The organism is Coprococcus intestinalis, assembly GCF_023656595.1.
Taxonomy (GTDB): domain Bacteria; phylum Bacillota; class Clostridia; order Lachnospirales; family Lachnospiraceae; genus Coprococcus_A; species Coprococcus_A intestinihominis.
Genome location: NZ_JAMOKJ010000002.1, coordinates 198468 through 216847, shown reverse-complemented (window position 1 = coordinate 216847; position 18380 = coordinate 198468). Strand labels below are relative to the sequence as shown.

Genomic DNA, 18380 nt, shown 5'->3' with positions numbered 1-18380 from the left:
GTTAATTATGAACGGTAATCCGCATTAATCTTAATATAATCATACGTCAGATCGCAGCCCCAGGCTATAGCTTCCTGATTGCCCATCTTGATATCTGCAATCGCAGTTACCTCAGGCTCGGAAAGAATCTTTGTTGCTTCTTCTTCACTGTAATCCGCAGCCACGCCGTCTTTCATGATCTGAATCTTGCCGGCTGCACTTTCAAAGAACAGATCCACTTTTTCAGGATCAAACTGTGCGCCTGAATAACCCATTGCGCACAGAATACGGCCCCAATTGGCATCATGGCCGCAGATAGCTGTTTTAACAAGACTGGATGTCACAACAGACTTGCTCAAAATTACTGCCTGTTCCTTTGTTTCAGCACCGATGATCTTCACTTCAAAGAGTGCAGATGCACCCTCGCCGTCTCCTGCAATCTTTCTGCAGAGACATGCATTCACCGCATGAAGTGCTTCACAGAAAGCTTTGTAATCTTCATTCTTTGTATCGATCAAAGGATTGCCTGCCTGACCATTCGCCAAAAGCAGCACCGTATCATTAGTAGATGTATCGCCATCAACAGAAACCATATTGTAAGTATCCTTGATATCTTCGCTGAGTGCTTCCTGAAGCAGTGCTTTGGAAATGTTGGCATCTGTTGTAATAAAACCAAGCATGGTACACATATTCGGATGAATCATTCCAGAGCCTTTGCACATGCCGCCCATGGTCACTTTCTTACCGCCAATCTCAAACGTCACAGCGACTTCCTTCGGAACAGTATCTGTGGTCATAATGGCTTTTGCTGCCAGATGACCGGCGTCGATACTGCCGTCAAGAGCAGGTGCCAGCATATCAATCCCTGCTTCAATTCTGTCCATTTTCAGCTGCATACCGATAACACCTGTGGATGCCACCAATACAGCATCTTTCTGAATACCAAGGACTTCCGCAGCCTTCGCTGCTGTTGCTTCGCAGTAAGCTATTCCCTGCACACCTGTACAGGCATTGGCAATACCACTGTTGCAAATGACTGCCTGCGCATATTCGGATTCATATACAACCTGTCTGTCCCATTTCACCGGAGCAGCCTTTACAATGTTGGTTGTAAAAGTGCCTGCAGCCACACATGGTACATCACTGTAGATCATGGCCATATCTGTACGCCCCTGGTATTTGATGCCTGCAGCTGCACTGGAAGCCTTAAATCCTTTTGCTGCTGTCACGCCGCCTTCAATATATTCCATTTCCTGCCACCTCTTTTATTCATTAAACACAGTCATGTTGGCCTCGTTCAGGTTCAGATCATAATAATTCCGATCATCCTGACACTGCCAGCCGACCTTTTTCCAAAAGGCATTACCGCCCTCGTTTCTTGTAAATGCAATCAGATAGACTTTATTGATCTGCTCTGCCTTCAATGCTTCAATCGCTTTGGCTACAAGCTTACGCCCAATGCCATGCTGTCTGTATGAAGCATCCACACAAACATGATACAAACAGCCCTGACGGCCATCATGTCCGCAGAGAATGGAACCCACAAGCTTGCCATCCATCTCCGCCACCACACTGGTGTTGGGATTTCTGCGAAGAAATCGCTCAATGCCCTCTCTGGAATCGTCAATGCTTCGGATACCAAAGCCCTTGATACCGGCCCAGAGCGCCGCCACACGATCATAGTCATCAATCGTCATTGTTCTTATTATAATATCATTCATTCTAATATTCTACCTTCATTTTCTTATGGGAACATAGGCACAAGGTTCAGACCTGTACTCTCATCCAGGCCAAAGGCAAGGTTCATGTTCTGAACTGCCTGTCCGGCTGCGCCTTTGACAAGGTTGTCGATGGCACCCATCATAATGACACGGTGTGTTCTCAGGTCCACTTTGAAGTTGACATCCACATAATTGCTGCCTTCTACCCAGCGTGTCTCAGGACATACACCCGGTTTCAGTACACGGACAAACTTCTCATTGGCATAATATTTGTCATAAGCCGCTCTGATCTGCTCTTCTGTCACGCCCTCTTTCAAAGAAGCATACGCTGTAGCCAGAATACCTCTGTTCATCGGTACAAGATGCGGTGTAAAGTTGATGGTGATCGGATAACCGGCTGCATAACCGAGCTGTTCTTCAATCTCAGGTGTATGTCTGTGTGTTGCGACGCCATATGCCTTCATATTCTCATTCACTTCACAGAAAAGATTAGCCGTCTTGGCACCGCGGCCTGCACCGGATGTACCGGACTTGGCATCAACGATAATGGTATTCGGGTCAATGAGGCCTTCCTTTACTAGTGGATAGCATGTCAAAATAGAACATGTTGTATAACATCCCGGATTGGCGATCAGTCTTGCACCCTTGATGTCTTCACGATTGATCTCACAGAGTCCGTATACAGACTCTTTAATATAGGAAGGACTCTTGTGTTTAATGCCGTACCATTTCTCATAAACTTCTACATCTTTAATACGGAAATCTGCGCTGAGGTCAATAATCTTCACTTTATTTAAAACATCCTCATTCACAAGAGAGGCACATAAGCCCTGTGGTGTTGCTGTAAAGATAACATCTGCCGCATCTGCCAGTGCATCCATGTTGTCATCCATGCACTTGGCATCTACAATCTGAAACATATTCTGGAAAACATCTGCATACTGCTGATCAATATAACTTCTTGAGCCATACCAGACAATCTCAACATCCGGATGCTGCATCAGAAGACGAACCAGTTCCTGACCGGCATAACCGGTGGAACCGATAATTCCTGCTTTAATCATTTTTCATAACTCCTTTATTTTAAACCGCTAAAAGGCAGTTTTTTCATTTTTCGTTCAACACCTATCTATATTAATACATATCTTCAATTAAGTAAAGTACAAAAATCAAAAAAATATTCATAATTATGCATGCAAAATTAATAAAAATACACTTTTTGCTAAAAAACTATTGCATTATTCATACTTCTGGTGTATATTAATTGAGTGCTCGCAAGAAATATACACTTTAGCGAACACATCATCACAAATGAATGAACATGTTTTTTATATAGGAGGATTTTACAAATGAAAGAGAAAGTTGTTTTAGCATATTCAGGCGGTCTTGACACTACAGCCATTATCCCATGGTTAAAGGAAACATTTGATTATGAAGTTATCTGCTGCTGTATCAATGTTGGTCAGGGCGAAGAATTAAACGGTCTTGAAGAAAGAGCCAAGATGAGCGGCGCTTCCAAATTATACATCGAAGATATCGTTGATGAATTCTGTGAAGACTATATCGTTCCTTGTGTTCAGGCCAATGCAATTTATGAGAACAAATATTTACTTGGTACTTCCATGGCTCGTCCTGGCATCGCCAAGAAGCTTGTTGAAATTGCAAGAAAAGAAAATGCTGTTGCGATCTGTCATGGTGCAACAGGTAAAGGTAATGACCAGATTCGTTTCGAACTTGGTATCAAAGCACTGGCTCCTGACATCAAGATTATCGCTCCATGGCGTATGACAGATGTATGGAAAATGCAGTCCCGTCAGGATGAAATCGATTTCTGTAAAGCACACGGCATCGACCTTCCATTCTCTGCAGACAGCAGCTACAGCCGTGACCGTAACTTATGGCACATCAGCCATGAAGGCCTTGAACTGGAAGATCCATCTCTTGAGCCAAACTACAATCATGTACTTGTGCTCACAACTCCACCGGAAAAAGCACCTGACAAACCGGAATATGTCACAATGACATTTGAAAAGGGTGTTCCTACTTCTGTCAACGGCAAAGAAATGAAAGTGGCTGATATCATCCGTACACTGAATGAACTTGGCGGCAAGCATGGTATCGGTATCGTTGATATTGTTGAAAACCGTGTTGTAGGTATGAAATCCCGTGGTGTTTATGAAACACCGGGTGGTACAATTCTTATGGAAGCACATCAGCAGCTGGAAGAACTGGTTCTTGACCGTGCAACTGCAGAAGTTAAGAAAGAAATGGGCAACAAACTGGCTCAGGTATGCTACGAAGGCAAATGGTTCACACCATTACGTGAAGCAATTCAGGCATTTGTTGAATCCACTCAGGAATATGTGACAGGTGAAGTTAAATTCAAACTTTACAAAGGCAATATCATCAAAGCCGGTACTACTTCCCCATATTCACTGTACAGCGAATCTCTTGCATCTTTCACAACAGGTGACCTCTATGACCACCACGATGCAGATGGATTCATCACACTGTTCGGTCTGCCATTAAAAGTACGTGCAATGAAAATGGCTGAAGTAGCCAACAAAAACGCTGATAAATAAAAATGTCTCAGTAATATCTGATGGCAGAAGGAAATAAAACATCCCTGAAACAGGCGCATCGCCAAATGTTTCAGGGATGTTTTTATTCAAAATAATAGCACGCTATTATTAAATTATCAATAGCGTGCTATTAAAATAGATCCAGCATATTATCCAGATAAATGGCTTCTCTAACATTAATCTGATATTCCGGCTTTGTCATATAGTACAGAAGAAATTCCAGAACCAGCGCACTGCCCAAGCCCCGGCCTTCTATCTTAAAATTGGAAAAACCCATCGGCATATAGACATTTTGTATATCAAAAATATCGATAAATCCCGGATTTTTCATTGCCTTTGAAAAACGATAGCCTTGTCCGGACTCCGGTGCTATGCAATGATGTTCTAAACAATTTTCACCCAGATTCTTGCGGCTCACCGCTTCATAACATGCTTTTCTGTCCCTGCATCCAAACCAGCAGCATTCATTGCACAAAAACTCCACTTTATCTTTCTGTATCTGTGTCAATGTATCCAGCTGATCCATCTGTTTATTTAAACGAAAATCTGGCACAACATAGCGAAAATCATCGCGCTCCACCTCATGCCGGAATGCCTCAAAATCCGTCAGCACTTTTGTTGTAGAAGAAATGAAGTATAATTTCGGGTAATTCTCTTTCAGGTGATCCAGCAGCAGATCCGAATGAATGATCACGCCATTTTGTACACGGCTGCTCTCTGAAAACAATGCACATAAAGTATTACATCTTTTATCTGAAAGATGCTCTTTTCCCAGCAAGGAATTACTGAAAGTAAGCCTTGCCGAGATGCCATATTTCTGCATAAGGGCTAAAGCATCACTCGGATCACAGGTTTCATCTTCCACACGGCCGCCGCCCCAGATGCAATCCGATGGTGCTCCGTAGATAGAGCCAATCTCACACCAGTCATAAAAGTATTCTCTGTGCTCATGGAATAAGGACAGAAAAATACAATACAATTCATAAAATTCAAACAGCCCAGGGAGGTGAAAATAAGCTGTGTTTCTTTTTGTCTTATCTTTACTCATATTTTCTCAATACTGTTACGCTTTCGCAATAGACATAACAACCATAGCTTCATAGATATTTACTTTCTTTATGATAACATGAAATGAACCATCTGCCAAGTAACAAGCGTGTGTCCAAAACAGAACACACGCCACCAAATTTACTTGTTATTGACACTTACAATCCGATAATAAACTCCGGATGTCATTTTGTAAACGATAATATAGAACACTGCAAACATCAGATAGCATCCCAGTGCCACCATTGCCAGAAACTGTGTCCGATTCAGCCCAAATAACAACAGCAATTTAGAAATCATCGGAAAAGCAAATAGCAAATGCAAACCTGCCAGCAAAAGCGGTGCAAAGAAAACAATCAATATCTGTGAATTAATACTCTGCCGGATATCTTTCTTCGTCATGCCGACTTTCTGCATAACAACGAATCCTGACTGATCCTCATACCCCTCCGTCACCTGTTTGTAATACATAATCAGTATAGCCGCAAAGACAAAAACAATTCCGAGCAGAATGCCAAGTACCAGCAATCCGCCAAATGTACCGTAAAAGCTCTCTTTATTAAAGGCATAGCTTTCACAACGGACATAATTAATACCTTCCTGCTGTGATGCATCAAGGGCGGCAAATTTATTATTTAACACACCCTCTGCAGCCATCTGTGCATCATCACTGCCGTCTAAATTGCAGCCGTAATAGCATTTAAAGTAGACGTTTTCCATATTTTCTGTCATATACCGAGCCAGATTGTACTGAGCCAGTTTTTCTGCCACCTCATCAAAATCCGGCACAAAAATATAGTAAACCTTCGTTGATACTGAACCATCCATATGAATCGCCTTAAAATTTGAAATCACCTTTTTTACATTCAACTGAATGTCATTGTGAATGGATAATATGTCTGTATTATTTTCATAAGAGCCGCCATACACAGCAACAAGCGCTTCACCCGCATTAAGTGTCTCTTTTTCTCCGGTCACACGATTATATACGCTGAGCGGCGCCACATAAACTTCATCGACATCGAAAGCTGTTGATTCATTCGTTTCCATATCAATCAACTCATCTTTCATTCTGAAATTATGACCTTCAAGTTTCCCATAAAAAAAAGCGGATGTATATTCCAGAACATCGGAAGCTGTCAGATGGCTTTCATGAAGCGTCTCCTCCATCAGCTGACGCCAATTAGCCTCACTTTTTTCATTCAGATATTTTGGCGCACTGACATGAACCTCATAGGACAGGTCTCTCGGATAACGCTCACGCATAATGTTCTCTACTCCGGCATAAAGACAGATGGTTGATGAAAGCATCACCAGCACCATAGTGCTCAGTACACAGATGGAAGCCAGACCGGCACCATTTCGCTTCATGCGATAACTCATTGAGGCAATAGATATAAAGTGTTGTTTCCTATAATAAAAACCTTTATTCTTCTGCAAAATCCGGCAAAGGGTTACTGATCCGGCAATAAAAAGCAGATACGTTGCTACGATAACAAGAATAACCGCAGCAAAAAACCATGCCAAAGCCACAACCGGGTCTTCTATTGTTACCGCCAGACCATAAGCAATGGCAAGCACCACAACACCAACCAACGCCAGTAACCAATTGCCCTTCGGCGGTTTTTCACCGGTATGTTCGCTTCTCAGCAATTCCATTGGACTGGCCATGGTCATTTTTCTTAAAGCACTCAACAGAATCAGAATAAAAATAACAAGAAAAACCAGAATAGTTTCTCTGATGGCTGAACCTTCAATTCTCAGCTTGAAATCCGTCTGACCATTCAGAATATTCACCATCCACAATTCTGCAAGTTTTGAAAAAACAATCCCGAATATAAGCCCCGCTACAAGGGAAATACCTGCAATAATGGCCGTTTCCCAGAAATGAATATGTGCCAGATTGCGTTTATCCATACCAAGGACATTGTACAAACCATATTCTCTGCTTCGCCGTTTATTTAAAAACGAATTTGTATACAAAAGGAAAATCAATGTAAATAGACCGATGATCCATTTCCCAAAATTCAGCATGCTCTGCATTGTTTCTCCGCCCCGGATCCGGACCAGAACACTACTAACACTCAGTGCGTCAATAATATAAAACATCATGACCATGGCAATACATGTAAAAAAATAGGGAATATAAAGTTTTTTGTTATGGCTGATGCCTGACCAGGCCATTTTCGGATAAAAAGATTTTCTCATGCCCGATCACCGCCTGTCGTAAGAAGAGTCAGCGTATCGGAAATCTTTTGATACAATTCCTGACGTGTATGATGTCCCTTATAAATCTGATGAAAAACCTCACCGTCTTTGATAAATAAAACTCTGCCCGCATGACTGGCCGCTTTGACAGAATGTGTTACCATGACGATGGTCTGTTTATCCTGATTGATTGCTGAGAAAAGATCCAGCAACTCATCCGAGGACTTGGAATCCAATGCTCCTGTGGGCAGTGTTAAGTTAGTACAAATATAAAAAGGCTACACACTGACTGTGTACCCCTCTGCAACGAACCCCAGCAAGCCTGCTGCCTGCCGGGGTTTTGTTATTCTCCCATATTGTCTGGCACGTCTTCTTCCGTGACCGTTCTTTCTCTTGCAATCAGCTTCAACGGCAAAAACGGACATTTTCTGTATGTTTCGTACTTGTCACCCTCTCTGCACATGAAGCAATTTGACCGCACGCAGTTTTTATTTGCAAATTCTGCCGCCGCTTCTTTGTTTATCATTCAATGCCCCATTCCTCCCGGCAAGCCTACCACCTGCCGGGAATGTCTTTTTACATTCTGCCTACAAATTCCAGTGTCTTTGTCTGGCGGTCAGCATAGAACAGCTTTTCTGCTGTTACTGCTTCTGTGAAGCCGTCCTGCTGTAAAGTGTTCGTGTTAATCTGCGTGTCATACTGTGTAATCACAATCTTGCTTTTTGTTCCCTCTGTAATTCTCCACGCTGTCACTACGTTCTTGCCGCCTGCGAACAGGTTTCTAAATTCTTCCTCTGAAAAACCCTGCTTAAATTCTGTGAACGCTGCTGCCTTGATTTTGTTTAATGCTTTCTTTGTCATTTCTGCCATTTTGATTTCCTCCGTATTGAATTGTATTGACTTTTTGCGTTAAGCACTATTGCTTTAACTGCCTTTATTATATACTTACGGAAGTATATTGTCAATAGTTTTTAATTATTTTCCATTTATTGTCATTCTAACAGTTTTATTGCACTTCCTGCATTTCTGTATTGGTCTTGTTTTCACCTCTCCAAACGGTTTGCAGTACCCCGTTTTGCATACCGGGCATACATAGTAATTATGAATTATGCAGCACCGCTTTTCTTCCACGCTACTTCCTCCCCAGTTCTGAATTTATAATGTCAATCACATTATTATACATGAGGTCCATTCCATTTCTGAAATGCTTTTCTTCTTTGTATAGTCCACACCCTTTTAAATCTGTGTAGGCGTTTTCAACCTGTCTTTTCACGTTTTCCAGTGTTCCCGGCTTCCATTCTTCGCCCAGCACCTCTGCTCCTGCTGCCATTGCCGCTTCTCTGGCTTCTTTCTTCTGCTCCTCCAATGTCTTTGGTGGTTCCATAATATCTTTCATTCTATATTCCATAGACTATTCCCCCTTTCTGTTGTGTCTTCCTTGTGTAGTGGTGGCAATGGTGGCACGGCGCTTCTGCGTCATTGTAATATAAGCACTTTTCGTCTGTATAATATATACATTCCGAACCGTCCCAGCCATGCAGAAAGCCCTCTTCAAATTCCTGTTCTTTTACTCTTTCTGCCACGTTAATTCCTCCCCGGTGTCCCGCTGGTACTTCTCTTTTACCGCTTCTACAACGTAGTTATTCTGTGATGAATAGCCCTGTTCTTTTGCAATCTCTTTTATGCGGGCTTTCATGCCCTTTGGCACCGCAAGTTCCATGCGGTCATAATTATTGTCACGGTATTTGTTCTTTGCTGCCGTGGCTGCTGGTCCTCTCGGTATGGTCTTCTTTTCTGTTGTATCTGGCATTTTCTGCACCTCCTGTGGTTTTTAATCAGTATATCACACTTTGTTTTCTTACGGAAGTATACATTTTATACAATCTTACGGAAGTATATTTGTATATTTTGCCGATTGCTTTTATACTTCCGTAAGTATATAATAAAGACAGTTAAGGAAATCAAACACACGGAGGTCAAACGATATGGGAAAAATCATTTACATGGAAGATAGAATAAATGGGCTGCACTGCTACACCCCGGAAATGGGGCAGCGCAAGCCAGAAGTTAAGATGGAAGCCAGCCTTTCATATTATGGCAAACATTATTTTGTTGATACCCCGCTTGAATTAAAAGGCAGGGGCATTACTGAAATTGAAGCCCACTGGATTGATGGTTGCCAGAAGAAAATTGAAAACTGGCGCAGCTACCGGGTCACAAAGGCGGCTTTTGAAAAATTAAAAGCGCAATATCCAATTTCAATGGAATGTTGCCTTGACTAATAACTGCACGGGCGGCGCTGCTGCCGCCCAGAAAGAATGGTGATAATATATGGGAAAATCTTATAATAGACGTTTCAGAAAGAACGGGCTTTCATTCATGGTGCAGGACACGCACCCGGCAGACCGGAAAAGTGATACTGATAAATACTATCTGACAGTAAACAAAGGCGGCATATACAAGATTGTGTATGACAGTATCACATGGGAAATACCAAAGTTTCCAACTATACACGCAGCCCAGTTCTGGGCGCTTACCAGTTCTGATTTTATCGGTACAATGTAAAATGCTTTTATCTTACGGAAGTATACATATTATACAATTATACTTCCGTAAGTTTGTGCATTGTGTCTATTGCTTTTATACTTCCGTAAGTATATAATAAAGACAGTTAAAGAAATACAGAACACGGAGGGCAAAGCAATGACAGTAAAACTTCAAGGAATATATAACAAGCAGGAAGCAAAGGCAGTAAAAGAATTAAAGACCGGGGACGTTATCATGTGGAACTACGGATATACAAGCACCGTGGTTGACCTTATCCCAAGCAAGACCGGAAAGACAATCACTTGTCTTCTGAAAAGCAATCAAGATGGCGTTGTCCGTGAAAGAAAAATGGGTGCAGAAAGACTGGTTGCTATTGCATAGCAGCCAGCCAGAAAGAAAGGTGGAATGAATGATGGAAGCAAAAATGATGATAGCTGGAAGCTTTGATGAATTTGTGGAAAAGATAACGCAGGCAGAACGCAAAGTGCTTAACACTCCTTTTGGGCAGGAAATAACAGAACGGCTTCTGAAAATGAAGCTGGAAGAAAACCCAGATATGACAGTGGAAGAATGGCAGGACACAAAAAGCCAGTTCTTGACTTTCCTTTTCGCAATGTTCGTGAAAGGAACGCCGCAGGCTATGGCAGAACTTGCCCAGCATACATGGGACGAATTGCAAGCAAAAGAAGTATAATGCAACCGGGCGGCATTGCTGCCGCCCAGAAAGAATGGTGAATGACTATGAAAACAGATATTGTTATTTGCAGCAAGTGCAATGGTTCCGGTAAATTCATTTATAAATCCGGCATGACTGGTCCTTGCTACCAGTGCAACGGCAAAGGCTCTGTGAAGCGCATACCTCACAAGTCTTTTCAAATCTCCATTGTGGACAATGACGGTGTGCGCATTGATTGGCTGAATGTTAATGCAGGAAGTGAAAATGCAGCTGCCAGCAAAGCCCGTGTGATTGCTGCCCGTGGCTGCTATAAAGACCAGATAGACAGTATCAAAGCTGTTGAAAACGGCATTGATTACACATATAAACCGATATAACGTCGTATTTGCCCCGTAAACGTAAAAAGACCGCAAGTGGTGTATTTATCCACTTACGGTCTTTTCTTCCCATTCTGGCTTATTCTGCAAAGCGTCAGCGGCATTATTTAGGGTCTGCCAGTGTGTTTCCCTCTTCGTCAACAATCTTTGTGACTTCTGCTGCCATCTTCTCTGCTTCTTCCTTTGTCACGCTCCCGGTAATGTTCCCGGCTGCGTCGTAAAGGTTCACTGTGCCGTCTGCGTTGGTTTCCGTGGCACCCTCCGGCACATTGTCTGTGGCAATAGCCACTTTCTCTGTTGTTGTCACTGGTGCCGTGGTGTTAATCACTACCGTTGCAGCTGGTGTGGCTGTGAGTGCTTCCAGCGGTTCTGCGGTGCTGCTTTCTTTCTCTCCGGCTTTCATGGCATTGTATGCCGTCTGTGCAATGGCTTTCAGCTGGTCTTCTGTGACATTCAGCCCGGCTTCATCAGCAATCTTCTTCAACTGCTCCACAACTGCCGCCATCTTCTCTTCCCCGGTCTTATCCTTTTTGAACTCTTTTGCCCATTCCACAAACTTTGCTGCCCACTCTGACAGTTCGCCCAACTTGTCTGTGACGGTCTTTGGAATGTTTGGGCAAACGTACTTTCCAATTAAGAACGCCCCCAGTGTTACGGCAAAATATACGGCTGCATAAATTACATTATCCATTGTCTTTTCCTCCTGTTGATTATGCAGGCAGCTTCAATGTCTGCCCAGCGTAAATGGTGTTACTTGTAAGACCGTTCATGGTCTTAATTTCATTGTATCTGGAACCGTCGCCCAGCTGCTTTGCTGCGATTGCCCAAAGGCTGTCACCACTCTTCACGGTGTATGTACGCACGCCGCTTCCCGGAATTTTGATTTTCTGCCCAACGCTAATGACGTTAGGGTTTGCAATTCCGTTGTAGCTTGCTAACTTCTGGTATGTGGTGCCATACTTTGCAGCAATGCCAGAAAGTGTGTCACCTCTCTGCACGGTGTATACCTGTTCCCCGGCTGTTCCCTGTGCAGGCTTTGCAGGTGCCGCAGGCTTTGCAGGTTCGCTGGTTGCTTTCTTTGAGAAGTCCGGCACGCCATAACCTCTGATATAACGCCCGTTGACTTCCAGTGTTCTTCTTCCAACGGCATTGGACTTGTTGCCCTCAACAACTGTGATAGTGTTACCGTTGCAGCTTTCTACAACGCCCACATGGTCTGAACTGCCTGTGCAGTCACCAGCGCCGTTGTCGTCCCAGTCATAATAGATATAGTCGCCCGGTTCCGGCACCTTTGCGTCATTCTCGCACCAGCGCCCCATCTGCTGCCACAACTTAATCTGACGGTCACAGCTGCACTCCGTAGGGATAATATCTGTGTAGCCCGCTTCAATAGCAATCTTTGAACCAAAGGTTGCACACCATGCGTCACGGTATGTCACTTTGTACCCCTGCGCTAACGGCTTGTGGTTGTTGTAGGCGTCAATGATTGCGTGGTGTGCTGCTGTACCCTCTTTCACTCCCACATACGCTGCCGCCCTTGCTGCAAATTTCTTTCTTACTTCTGATACATTCATATTGCTTGTACCTCCATTCTTTTTATTGCTAACGGCTCCGGCTGCGTACTGGTCATAGTATTTCTGCCCATATCCTGCACGCTTTGTCTTCACCGTGTCGCTCTGGTCTGCCGGGCGCTCAAACTGTGTCAGCACTGCATTTGAAGCAGCAATGACGGTCTGTGCGCTCTTTAATACTGACAGTGTGGCTTTGTAGCCCTCTGTCAATTCTTTCATAAGGAACCCCAGCTGTGTTTCAAGGTCGCCAATAGACTTCCCGGCGGCTTTTGCATATTCCAGCAAAGCGGCTTTTCTGGTGTGGTATGTCCACTGCGCCAGCCCATAGCCTGCGCCGTCCCTTGCAAAGTTTCCATAGCTGCCGTTGTCCACGGCTGCTGTGTAGCTTGCGTCAGTATGCCCCAGCTTCTTTTCATAGCTGTTTTGCAAGTTCTGCGGGTTTAGCCCGCTTTCTGCATATAAGTTCCCCATCAATCCGGCTGCCCCACAACTGGACAGCCCTTTTGATTTCAAAAAATTCCAAATCTTTTCTGGCGTTGTTTTTCCTATTAGTCCCATGTCTTATACCTCCCGGCGCTACTGCGTCATACTTGAAAAGTCAGACAGCGTGCCGGACAACTCCGGGTATGCAGCTTTGATTTTCAGCAGGTTTTCTGCCTTTGCTTTCCAGCAATAGAACGCTACTGCGGCAGCAGTTACCCCGCCAACGAACGTCAAAAGGACTGATAACTGGTAAAAATCCTTTGTGACTACCACCCACACGCCCACGGCAAATGCTATGTAGTAAGTCGCCAGAATTGAAAAGATAATGATTTTTGTTGCGCTGGTCTTTCTTTCCGGGTGTTCCTGCAACTCTTCTTTTCTCTTCTTCCTGCGCTGTCTGAAATACTGTAAATTCCATAAAAAAAGCACTGCTAATGCCAGTGCAAATCCAATGATAAAAAATATTAAACTTTTCATGTTGCTGTTTTGTACCTCCTATGGTTTTTCTTCCGGCTTTGTCAAAGCAAAGTCGTTTGTGCGCATACATTCTTTGTAAATATCCACTATGTACTCATGCGCAACGTCAACTTGTCCGTTTGTCAACTTGTGGTCCTTAATATACTTGTCATACTTCGCCAATGTATCAATAACATGGTCAAACTCTTCTTTTGTATGGCGTTCATGGTTTATGCAACTGCTCTGGAATGATAGTATCTCCGTGCGCCAGCTATCAACCTTGTGTTCTATAAAGTCATTTTCAAGCTGGTTCAGCTGCTCTTTCAAGTCGTGGTTCATAAGATTTCCCAGCTGTTTAATCAACCAGCGAACGGGCTGTATTTTAATTCCCGGCGTTAAGTCAATAACAATCCCAATCCCCGCAAGCCATACAATAGCTTTTTGCACCATGTCCCAGACGTCCGCTGGGTTAAGCGTCTGTATTGCTTCCACTGTCCGTCACCTCCTTTTCTTCTGGCTGCTTGATATAATCATCAGTGCTGCCGTAATATCCGCAGAATAGACCGCATTTGTTGGCTGGCTTCTTCTCCGGTTCTGGATATGGCTTGCCCATTTCTTGCAAGTACAGTTCGTTTAGGTTCTGGCGCATACCGTAACTGTTGAAGTGCTGCAATATGCCCCGGTATGAAGCAACGGACCTATCCAGTGTATCTTTGTCAATCTCTCCGGCGTGATATGCTGCAAACATATATTTCAATCTACGTTTCAGCTTCTTTGCCGTCTTCTTGCGCAATTTTATGTGTGTTGACCAAATGCGGAACCCTACAAACTCAATACCCATGCTGGTTGGTCTTATGCAGGTTTTCTTGTTAAGTTGCAAATGCAGCTTGCTTCCCAGAAAGTCCGCAATCTTATTCTTTATCTTTTCCAGATACTTTTTGTCTGGGTGTAAAATAATAATGTCGTCCATATAGCGTATATAATAATGCAGGTGCAGTTTGTGTTTGCAGAACTGGTCAAGTTCATTTAAGTACAAATTTGCAAACATTTGTGAAGTCAGATTGCCAATAGGCAGCCCAACTTCTCCCAGCAATTCATCAAACGCCACGTCGCCAATGTCGGCACCCAGCGGCAGACCAAAGTTTGTGTCTTCGCAGTTTATTATTACTGACAAGACGTGCAACAAATCTTCATCAGCAATCTTCTTCCGCAAAATATCCATCAATACTTCATGGTCTATCCGGTAAAAATACTTTGCAATATCCAGTTTCAAATAATAGAAACGCTGCGGCTTCCGGTCAGTCTGCTTCAACCAATCATGCAGGCGGTTGACTGCTTTGTGTGTTCCCCTGCCTACTCTGCAAGCGTAGCTGTCAGAAATGAACTGCTTTTCAAAATACGGGTTCAGCTGGCTATATATAGCGTGCTGCGCCACCCGGTCTTTGAAAGTTAGTGACATAATCATGCGCTTTTTCGGCTCATAAACATAAAATATGTTGTAGCGCCCCACGGTGTAGGTCTGCCAGATAAATTCATTCTGTAATTCAATCAAGTTCTCTTCCAGCTTATCCGTGTACGCCATCACATCTGGTCTGTACCTCTTGCACTTTATCCCGGCTTTGTACGCATTGAAAAGATTTTCAAAGTCGTAAATCATAGGGAAAATGTTTTTGATTTTGTGCAATTTCTTTTCCCTCCTGTTGTTAAAATCTGCCGTACAAATCAAATTGCGGTTCTTCCGCAACCCAAACGTGATATATACATTCAGTGCCAGTCTTTCCGGCTCTGACTTTCAGCCCTGTGGCTTACTAACTATCTTTACGGCTATTCAATCTTTTTCCTACGGCTCCCGGCTGGCAGCCTTTGGAATGGAAATAAACCCCTTTAACCCAGACGCACTGGACGTGTCCACGTATGGGCACGCCTACTGGCAGAAATGGGGTGAAGCGGAACGGAACGAAACATTGTTGTTGACGTTAGAACGGGCGTTGTTCAAGTTCAGCGCACCAGCGCCACCGTTGGAAGTGTTGTTGAAACTCGAACCCCGGATAGGCACGGCAAGTCCTCTATTAACGGCTTATTCCCATAATATAAAAAGCAGGTGTTACCCTGCCTTTTACCAGTCTTATTTTGCAGCACTCCCATTCCCGGAAGTGCTGCCGTTTAGTGATTTATAATAGCCGCCCACCATGCAGCCTATTTCATTGATGTATCTTGCCATCATTTCGTATTTCTTCATTGGCAGACATGGTTTTGCGCTTCTGGTATACTTTGTGCTTGCTGCAAGCCTTATTAAATGCCGCAACACGTCAACTTTTGTGTCCAGTTCTCCAAGCGTTGTCTTTTTGTAATGCTTATTTTCAAGCATTATGACCAATTCCAAAATATCCAGCATTGTTCCATCTATTTTCTGTGCAAGTCCCCTTTTCGCTCTGGGAAATTCTTCAAGCTGTGGTCCTGCGTATTCCAGCATTTCCCATACTTTGTTTTTCATTTTGAAGTCTTCCTGTGTGGCGTTATCTCGCACATTGTCCAGCTGTGGCGGTCTTTCTTCTGTTTTATTTTCCGGCATTTCTTAAACCACCTTTGTTTTATTTTGTAGTATGGGGCTTACTGCCGTAAGCCCCGCAGTGTATCAGTTCCCAGTTTCCAGTTATTCATATAAAGCGGAACGGAACGAAACACTGCCGTAGACGCTAGAACGGGCGTTGCCCAAGTCCAGCGCACCAGCGCCACCGTAGGAAGTGTTGAGGAAACTCGAACCCCGGAGAGGCAATCTTTCGCCGTTATTTCTTGCCCAAAATCTGCCCGGCGTTGTCTGTCCTGCGTCTGGATATAAACCGGACGCAATCAAAATCTGCGGAACGGTTACGCCGCTTACTGCCTTTGTATCTTTGAATGGTACGCTTGTGTCGTTGCTGTCCGTCGTCTGTGTTGTGACACTTGTGTTGATACGCAGTGTTGCGTCACTCGCACTGGTTCTGTCAATCTTTAATGTTCCAACCGTTCCCGGTGCTACAAGTGTGCCGTCCGGCTTAATTGCTTTCCACTCTGTACTTTTTGCACCCATGTTGCAGTCAGACTTCATGGCGTTTCCGTATGGGATAATCTGAATTTCACCATCTACAATGCGCATACCAGATACCCACTCCCAGCAGTTGCCGCAAAGGTCGGCAATTCCAGCCGGGCTGCCGTCATGGTTCCAAGTTACCGGACCAGAACCAGTTGCGGTTCTGCCGCCGCCGTGTGAACCGTCAATGTATGTGTTGATACCCTTTTCATATCCCTTTTCATAGCTTCTGTCCCAGTTTGTGTTTCCACGGGGTGTGAAGCCGTTTTTCATACACCAAAGGTTGATTGCAGCAAATACGCCGTTCTGGTTAAGGTGCCAGCCCTCACCCTTTCTGCGGCACACTGCAAGTGCTGTGTCAAAGTCAATGTATGCTTTAGGGTCTTTCATTGGCAGTGAATATGCACGGTCATTGACTACCACGTTAATATACTTTGATACCCAGATAACTTCTTTTTCTACTCCGTCCACAATCCACCACGGCAATGTTTCCTGTGTTCCTCCGGTGATAATGTCGGAATACTTCATTTTTGGAATACCCACCATAATTGACGGCATACCCAAATCATCAAACTTTACTGCATTGTTGCCCCCAAAGGAAGCAACCGCCATTGCTAAATCATCAAAATTAGACATAATTCTTTATACCTCCAATCCCCAAAGAATAAGCGTGCAAAGTGACATATCAAACGGGATAGGCATTGGAACTTCTTTCGGTTCTCCGTTTTCGTCCTCTCCGTCTTCGATAACATCATAGCGTCTGGCAGGAATAACAATCTGCGCAGCGTACTTCTGCGCACGTCCTCCGGTGCCAATCACCACGCCGTCTTCTTCGTCAATGCAAATGTCCAGTGACACTTCAAAATCTCTTTCACGGCTGGCAAGATTGATTGTTAATTCATCATCACCAAACGTGATTTTTTTACTGCCGGACAGTGCATATTCAATATGCGTGCCCGGTGTCTTCTCAACTACATTGATTTTATTAGTAGCCATAATACTTTCTACCTCCATTCTGGTTTCTTACTACCTCGCTGCTTCTGGCTGCGATAACTTCCGCTGCTTCTCTCTGTGCTGCCGTCCCGCTGCCCTGCACGCCAAAAGAACGCATAACGGCTTCTTCGTGCTGTCTGCGTTCCTCTGTCTTAATAATCACACCTGCTGCCATTAGTAAAACCCACCTTTCACATAAATTTTTACGGTCACGCTTTTTGCGCTTCCGGTGTGTGCCATTTTAAAACCATTCAGCAACTTGTCTGTAATAACAATGTCGCCCGGAAAACCGCCCGTGTAGTCCACAATTTCTGTTTCCACGGTGTAGTCCATGTGGTTTCTTTCAGTCTTCAGCGCAACTGACTGCGTGGAATTGTTGAACGGGTACTGCTGCGTATTCTTCAAAGTCACCGTTGCTGTTTCTCCCTGCAAGTCAGCTATTGCCTGCTGGTGGTGGATTGTGGAAAGTGCCATAAGTGCTGCCGTTTCCGTTGCATTGGAAATACCGTTTTCCATGTGGTTGAAGTTGGTTGCGTTCTGCGGTGTTCCTTGCTGAATGATTTCCCCCTCAACTGGTGTGTGCGTGATAGTTCCATCATCATTTCTGCTTTCCGTGTAGCGGTCTTCAAACTCTGTTACATGGTCTTGCCATAACTTCTGTTCGTACATC

26 protein-coding genes and 1 pseudogene are annotated in these 18380 nt (G+C 44.0%); 6 read left to right on the top strand and 21 right to left on the bottom strand.

Translation table 11 applies throughout. From position 1 onward, the window contains the following. Positions 1–5: 5 nt before the first annotated feature. Genes argJ through argC form a run of 3 tightly spaced genes read right to left on the bottom strand, consistent with a single transcriptional unit; the run spans position 6 to position 2764 of the window. Positions 6–1229 (bottom strand): bifunctional glutamate N-acetyltransferase/amino-acid acetyltransferase ArgJ, encoded by a 1224-nt coding sequence (argJ, locus tag NBH03_RS02565; RefSeq protein ID WP_250796765.1) that lies wholly within the window; start codon positions 1227–1229, stop codon positions 6–8. A 15-nt stretch (positions 1230–1244) separates the two neighbouring features. After that, complete coding sequence (locus NBH03_RS02560; RefSeq protein ID WP_015514549.1) at positions 1245–1700, bottom strand: GNAT family N-acetyltransferase; 456 nt, start codon at positions 1698–1700, stop codon at positions 1245–1247. Positions 1701–1723: 23 nt separating this feature from the next. Then, entirely contained in the window at positions 1724–2764 is a 1041-nt protein-coding gene (argC, locus tag NBH03_RS02555; protein ID WP_250796762.1) for an N-acetyl-gamma-glutamyl-phosphate reductase, read from the bottom strand. Positions 2765–3049: 285 nt separating this feature from the next. On the opposite strand from argC, the gene NBH03_RS02550 reads away from it, so the two are divergent. Then, positions 3050–4282, top strand: a complete 1233-nt coding sequence (locus NBH03_RS02550) for an argininosuccinate synthase (protein ID WP_015514551.1) — start codon at positions 3050–3052, stop codon at positions 4280–4282. 130 nt (positions 4283–4412) lie between these two features. On the opposite strand, the gene NBH03_RS02545 is transcribed toward NBH03_RS02550, so the two are convergent. The 8 genes and pseudogenes from NBH03_RS02545 to NBH03_RS02510 form a co-directional block, all read right to left on the bottom strand. After that, entirely contained in the window at positions 4413–5330 is a 918-nt protein-coding gene (locus NBH03_RS02545) for a hypothetical protein (protein WP_250796761.1), read from the bottom strand. 140 nt (positions 5331–5470) lie between these two features. Then, on the bottom strand, positions 5471–7537 hold the full coding sequence (locus NBH03_RS02540; RefSeq protein ID WP_250796759.1) for an ABC transporter permease: 2067 nt from the start codon (positions 7535–7537) through the stop codon (positions 5471–5473). Next, a pseudogene (locus NBH03_RS02535) lies at positions 7534–7785 on the bottom strand (ABC transporter ATP-binding protein); the annotation flags it as partial. The pseudogene NBH03_RS02535 and the gene NBH03_RS02540, both read right to left, overlap by 4 nt. Before the next feature lie 95 nt (positions 7786–7880). Continuing rightward, positions 7881–8063, bottom strand: coding sequence for a hypothetical protein (locus NBH03_RS02530; protein ID WP_117469266.1), 183 nt, complete (start codon positions 8061–8063; stop codon positions 7881–7883). Between the two features lie 50 nt (positions 8064–8113). After that, positions 8114–8407 carry a hypothetical protein gene (locus tag NBH03_RS02525; protein WP_250796757.1) on the bottom strand — a complete coding sequence of 98 codons (294 nt, stop codon included), beginning with the start codon at positions 8405–8407 and terminating at the stop codon, positions 8114–8116. A 262-nt stretch (positions 8408–8669) separates the two neighbouring features. Beyond that, a complete protein-coding gene (locus NBH03_RS02520; protein ID WP_117471710.1) occupies positions 8670–8945 on the bottom strand; it encodes a hypothetical protein in 276 nt (91 codons plus the stop codon). After that, entirely contained in the window at positions 8935–9120 is a 186-nt protein-coding gene (locus NBH03_RS02515) for a hypothetical protein (protein ID WP_118087463.1), read from the bottom strand. The genes NBH03_RS02520 and NBH03_RS02515 overlap by 11 nt, the downstream gene beginning before the upstream one ends. Continuing rightward, a complete protein-coding gene (locus NBH03_RS02510) occupies positions 9105–9347 on the bottom strand; it encodes a hypothetical protein (RefSeq protein ID WP_117471709.1) in 243 nt (80 codons plus the stop codon). The genes NBH03_RS02515 and NBH03_RS02510 overlap by 16 nt, the downstream gene beginning before the upstream one ends. Positions 9348–9522: 175 nt before the next feature. Here NBH03_RS02510 and NBH03_RS02505 point away from each other — a divergent pair, with 175 nt between their 5' ends. The 5 genes from NBH03_RS02505 to NBH03_RS02485 all read left to right on the top strand — a co-directional run bounded on the left by NBH03_RS02505 (position 9523) and on the right by NBH03_RS02485 (position 11137). After that, complete coding sequence (locus tag NBH03_RS02505) at positions 9523–9819, top strand: hypothetical protein (RefSeq protein WP_154268338.1); 297 nt, start codon at positions 9523–9525, stop codon at positions 9817–9819. Positions 9820–9868: 49 nt separating this feature from the next. After that, positions 9869–10102, top strand: a complete 234-nt coding sequence (locus tag NBH03_RS02500) for a hypothetical protein (protein ID WP_154268339.1) — start codon at positions 9869–9871, stop codon at positions 10100–10102. 138 nt (positions 10103–10240) lie between these two features. After that, positions 10241–10465, top strand: coding sequence for a hypothetical protein (locus tag NBH03_RS02495; protein ID WP_117471706.1), 225 nt, complete (start codon positions 10241–10243; stop codon positions 10463–10465). A 28-nt stretch (positions 10466–10493) separates the two neighbouring features. Beyond that, positions 10494–10778 carry a hypothetical protein gene (locus NBH03_RS02490; RefSeq protein WP_250796754.1) on the top strand — a complete coding sequence of 95 codons (285 nt, stop codon included), beginning with the start codon at positions 10494–10496 and terminating at the stop codon, positions 10776–10778. A 41-nt stretch (positions 10779–10819) separates the two neighbouring features. Then, the gene (locus tag NBH03_RS02485; RefSeq protein WP_250796753.1) at positions 10820–11137 is read left to right on the top strand and encodes a hypothetical protein; all 318 of its coding nucleotides are present in this window, start codon (positions 10820–10822) and stop codon (positions 11135–11137) included. 103 nt (positions 11138–11240) lie between these two features. Here NBH03_RS02485 and NBH03_RS02480 read toward each other — a convergent pair whose 3' ends face one another. The 10 genes from NBH03_RS02480 to NBH03_RS02435 form a co-directional block, all read right to left on the bottom strand. Next, positions 11241–11828 carry a phage holin, LLH family gene (locus NBH03_RS02480; protein WP_250796751.1) on the bottom strand — a complete coding sequence of 196 codons (588 nt, stop codon included), beginning with the start codon at positions 11826–11828 and terminating at the stop codon, positions 11241–11243. Positions 11829–11847: 19 nt separating this feature from the next. Further along, entirely contained in the window at positions 11848–13266 is a 1419-nt protein-coding gene (locus NBH03_RS02475) for a phage tail tip lysozyme (protein ID WP_250796745.1), read from the bottom strand. 18 nt (positions 13267–13284) lie between these two features. Then, a complete protein-coding gene (locus NBH03_RS02470) occupies positions 13285–13668 on the bottom strand; it encodes a hypothetical protein (RefSeq protein WP_069431176.1) in 384 nt (127 codons plus the stop codon). Between the two features lie 18 nt (positions 13669–13686). Further along, the gene (locus NBH03_RS02465; protein ID WP_250796736.1) at positions 13687–14139 is read right to left on the bottom strand and encodes a hypothetical protein; all 453 of its coding nucleotides are present in this window, start codon (positions 14137–14139) and stop codon (positions 13687–13689) included. Next, a complete protein-coding gene (locus NBH03_RS02460; RefSeq protein ID WP_250796735.1) occupies positions 14117–15331 on the bottom strand; it encodes a reverse transcriptase/maturase family protein in 1215 nt (404 codons plus the stop codon). Before NBH03_RS02460 ends, NBH03_RS02465 begins: the two co-directional genes overlap by 23 nt. Positions 15332–15772: 441 nt before the next feature. Next, the gene (locus tag NBH03_RS02455; RefSeq protein WP_117471701.1) at positions 15773–16219 is read right to left on the bottom strand and encodes a four helix bundle protein; all 447 of its coding nucleotides are present in this window, start codon (positions 16217–16219) and stop codon (positions 15773–15775) included. An 81-nt stretch (positions 16220–16300) separates the two neighbouring features. Further along, positions 16301–17353: a hypothetical protein gene (locus NBH03_RS02450; protein ID WP_250796733.1), complete on the bottom strand. Its 1053-nt coding sequence runs from the start codon at positions 17351–17353 to the stop codon at positions 16301–16303. 6 nt (positions 17354–17359) lie between these two features. After that, complete coding sequence (locus NBH03_RS02445) at positions 17360–17713, bottom strand: hypothetical protein (protein ID WP_117469253.1); 354 nt, start codon at positions 17711–17713, stop codon at positions 17360–17362. Then, positions 17703–17885: a hypothetical protein gene (locus NBH03_RS02440; protein ID WP_055285858.1), complete on the bottom strand. Its 183-nt coding sequence runs from the start codon at positions 17883–17885 to the stop codon at positions 17703–17705. Before NBH03_RS02440 ends, NBH03_RS02445 begins: the two co-directional genes overlap by 11 nt. Then, positions 17885–18379 (bottom strand): hypothetical protein, encoded by a 495-nt coding sequence (locus NBH03_RS02435; protein ID WP_055285860.1) that lies wholly within the window; start codon positions 18377–18379, stop codon positions 17885–17887. The genes NBH03_RS02440 and NBH03_RS02435 overlap by 1 nt, the downstream gene beginning before the upstream one ends. Position 18380 lies beyond the last annotated feature (1 nt).

Excerpts from the sequence above, each read along its gene's own strand:
- NBH03_RS02530 (WP_117469266.1), bottom strand. The coding sequence starts at position 8,063 with ATGATAAACAAAGAAGCGGCGGCAGAATTTGCAAATAAAAACTGCGTG.
- argJ (WP_250796765.1), bottom strand. The coding sequence starts at position 1,229 with ATGGAATATATTGAAGGCGGCGTGACAGCAGCAAAAGGATTTAAGGCT.
- NBH03_RS02505 (WP_154268338.1), top strand. The coding sequence starts at position 9,523 with ATGGGAAAAATCATTTACATGGAAGATAGAATAAATGGGCTGCACTGC.
- NBH03_RS02495 (WP_117471706.1), top strand. The coding sequence starts at position 10,241 with ATGACAGTAAAACTTCAAGGAATATATAACAAGCAGGAAGCAAAGGCA.
- NBH03_RS02440 (WP_055285858.1), bottom strand. The coding sequence starts at position 17,885 with ATGGCAGCAGGTGTGATTATTAAGACAGAGGAACGCAGACAGCACGAA.
- NBH03_RS02550 (WP_015514551.1), top strand. The coding sequence starts at position 3,050 with ATGAAAGAGAAAGTTGTTTTAGCATATTCAGGCGGTCTTGACACTACA.
- NBH03_RS02560 (WP_015514549.1), bottom strand. The coding sequence starts at position 1,700 with ATGAATGATATTATAATAAGAACAATGACGATTGATGACTATGATCGT.
- NBH03_RS02520 (WP_117471710.1), bottom strand. The coding sequence starts at position 8,945 with ATGGAATATAGAATGAAAGATATTATGGAACCACCAAAGACATTGGAG.
- NBH03_RS02450 (WP_250796733.1), bottom strand. The coding sequence starts at position 17,353 with ATGTCTAATTTTGATGATTTAGCAATGGCGGTTGCTTCCTTTGGGGGC.
- NBH03_RS02455 (WP_117471701.1), bottom strand. The coding sequence starts at position 16,219 with ATGCCGGAAAATAAAACAGAAGAAAGACCGCCACAGCTGGACAATGTG.
- NBH03_RS02500 (WP_154268339.1), top strand. The coding sequence starts at position 9,869 with ATGGGAAAATCTTATAATAGACGTTTCAGAAAGAACGGGCTTTCATTC.
- NBH03_RS02540 (WP_250796759.1), bottom strand. The coding sequence starts at position 7,537 with ATGAGAAAATCTTTTTATCCGAAAATGGCCTGGTCAGGCATCAGCCAT.
- NBH03_RS02445 (WP_117469253.1), bottom strand. The coding sequence starts at position 17,713 with ATGGCTACTAATAAAATCAATGTAGTTGAGAAGACACCGGGCACGCAT.
- NBH03_RS02470 (WP_069431176.1), bottom strand. The coding sequence starts at position 13,668 with ATGAAAAGTTTAATATTTTTTATCATTGGATTTGCACTGGCATTAGCA.
- NBH03_RS02475 (WP_250796745.1), bottom strand. The coding sequence starts at position 13,266 with ATGGGACTAATAGGAAAAACAACGCCAGAAAAGATTTGGAATTTTTTG.
- NBH03_RS02490 (WP_250796754.1), top strand. The coding sequence starts at position 10,494 with ATGATGGAAGCAAAAATGATGATAGCTGGAAGCTTTGATGAATTTGTG.
- argC (WP_250796762.1), bottom strand. The coding sequence starts at position 2,764 with ATGATTAAAGCAGGAATTATCGGTTCCACCGGTTATGCCGGTCAGGAA.
- NBH03_RS02435 (WP_055285860.1), bottom strand. The coding sequence starts at position 18,379 with ATGTACGAACAGAAGTTATGGCAAGACCATGTAACAGAGTTTGAAGAC.
- NBH03_RS02545 (WP_250796761.1), bottom strand. The coding sequence starts at position 5,330 with ATGAGTAAAGATAAGACAAAAAGAAACACAGCTTATTTTCACCTCCCT.
- NBH03_RS02480 (WP_250796751.1), bottom strand. The coding sequence starts at position 11,828 with ATGGATAATGTAATTTATGCAGCCGTATATTTTGCCGTAACACTGGGG.
- NBH03_RS02485 (WP_250796753.1), top strand. The coding sequence starts at position 10,820 with ATGACTATGAAAACAGATATTGTTATTTGCAGCAAGTGCAATGGTTCC.
- NBH03_RS02525 (WP_250796757.1), bottom strand. The coding sequence starts at position 8,407 with ATGGCAGAAATGACAAAGAAAGCATTAAACAAAATCAAGGCAGCAGCG.
- NBH03_RS02510 (WP_117471709.1), bottom strand. The coding sequence starts at position 9,347 with ATGCCAGATACAACAGAAAAGAAGACCATACCGAGAGGACCAGCAGCC.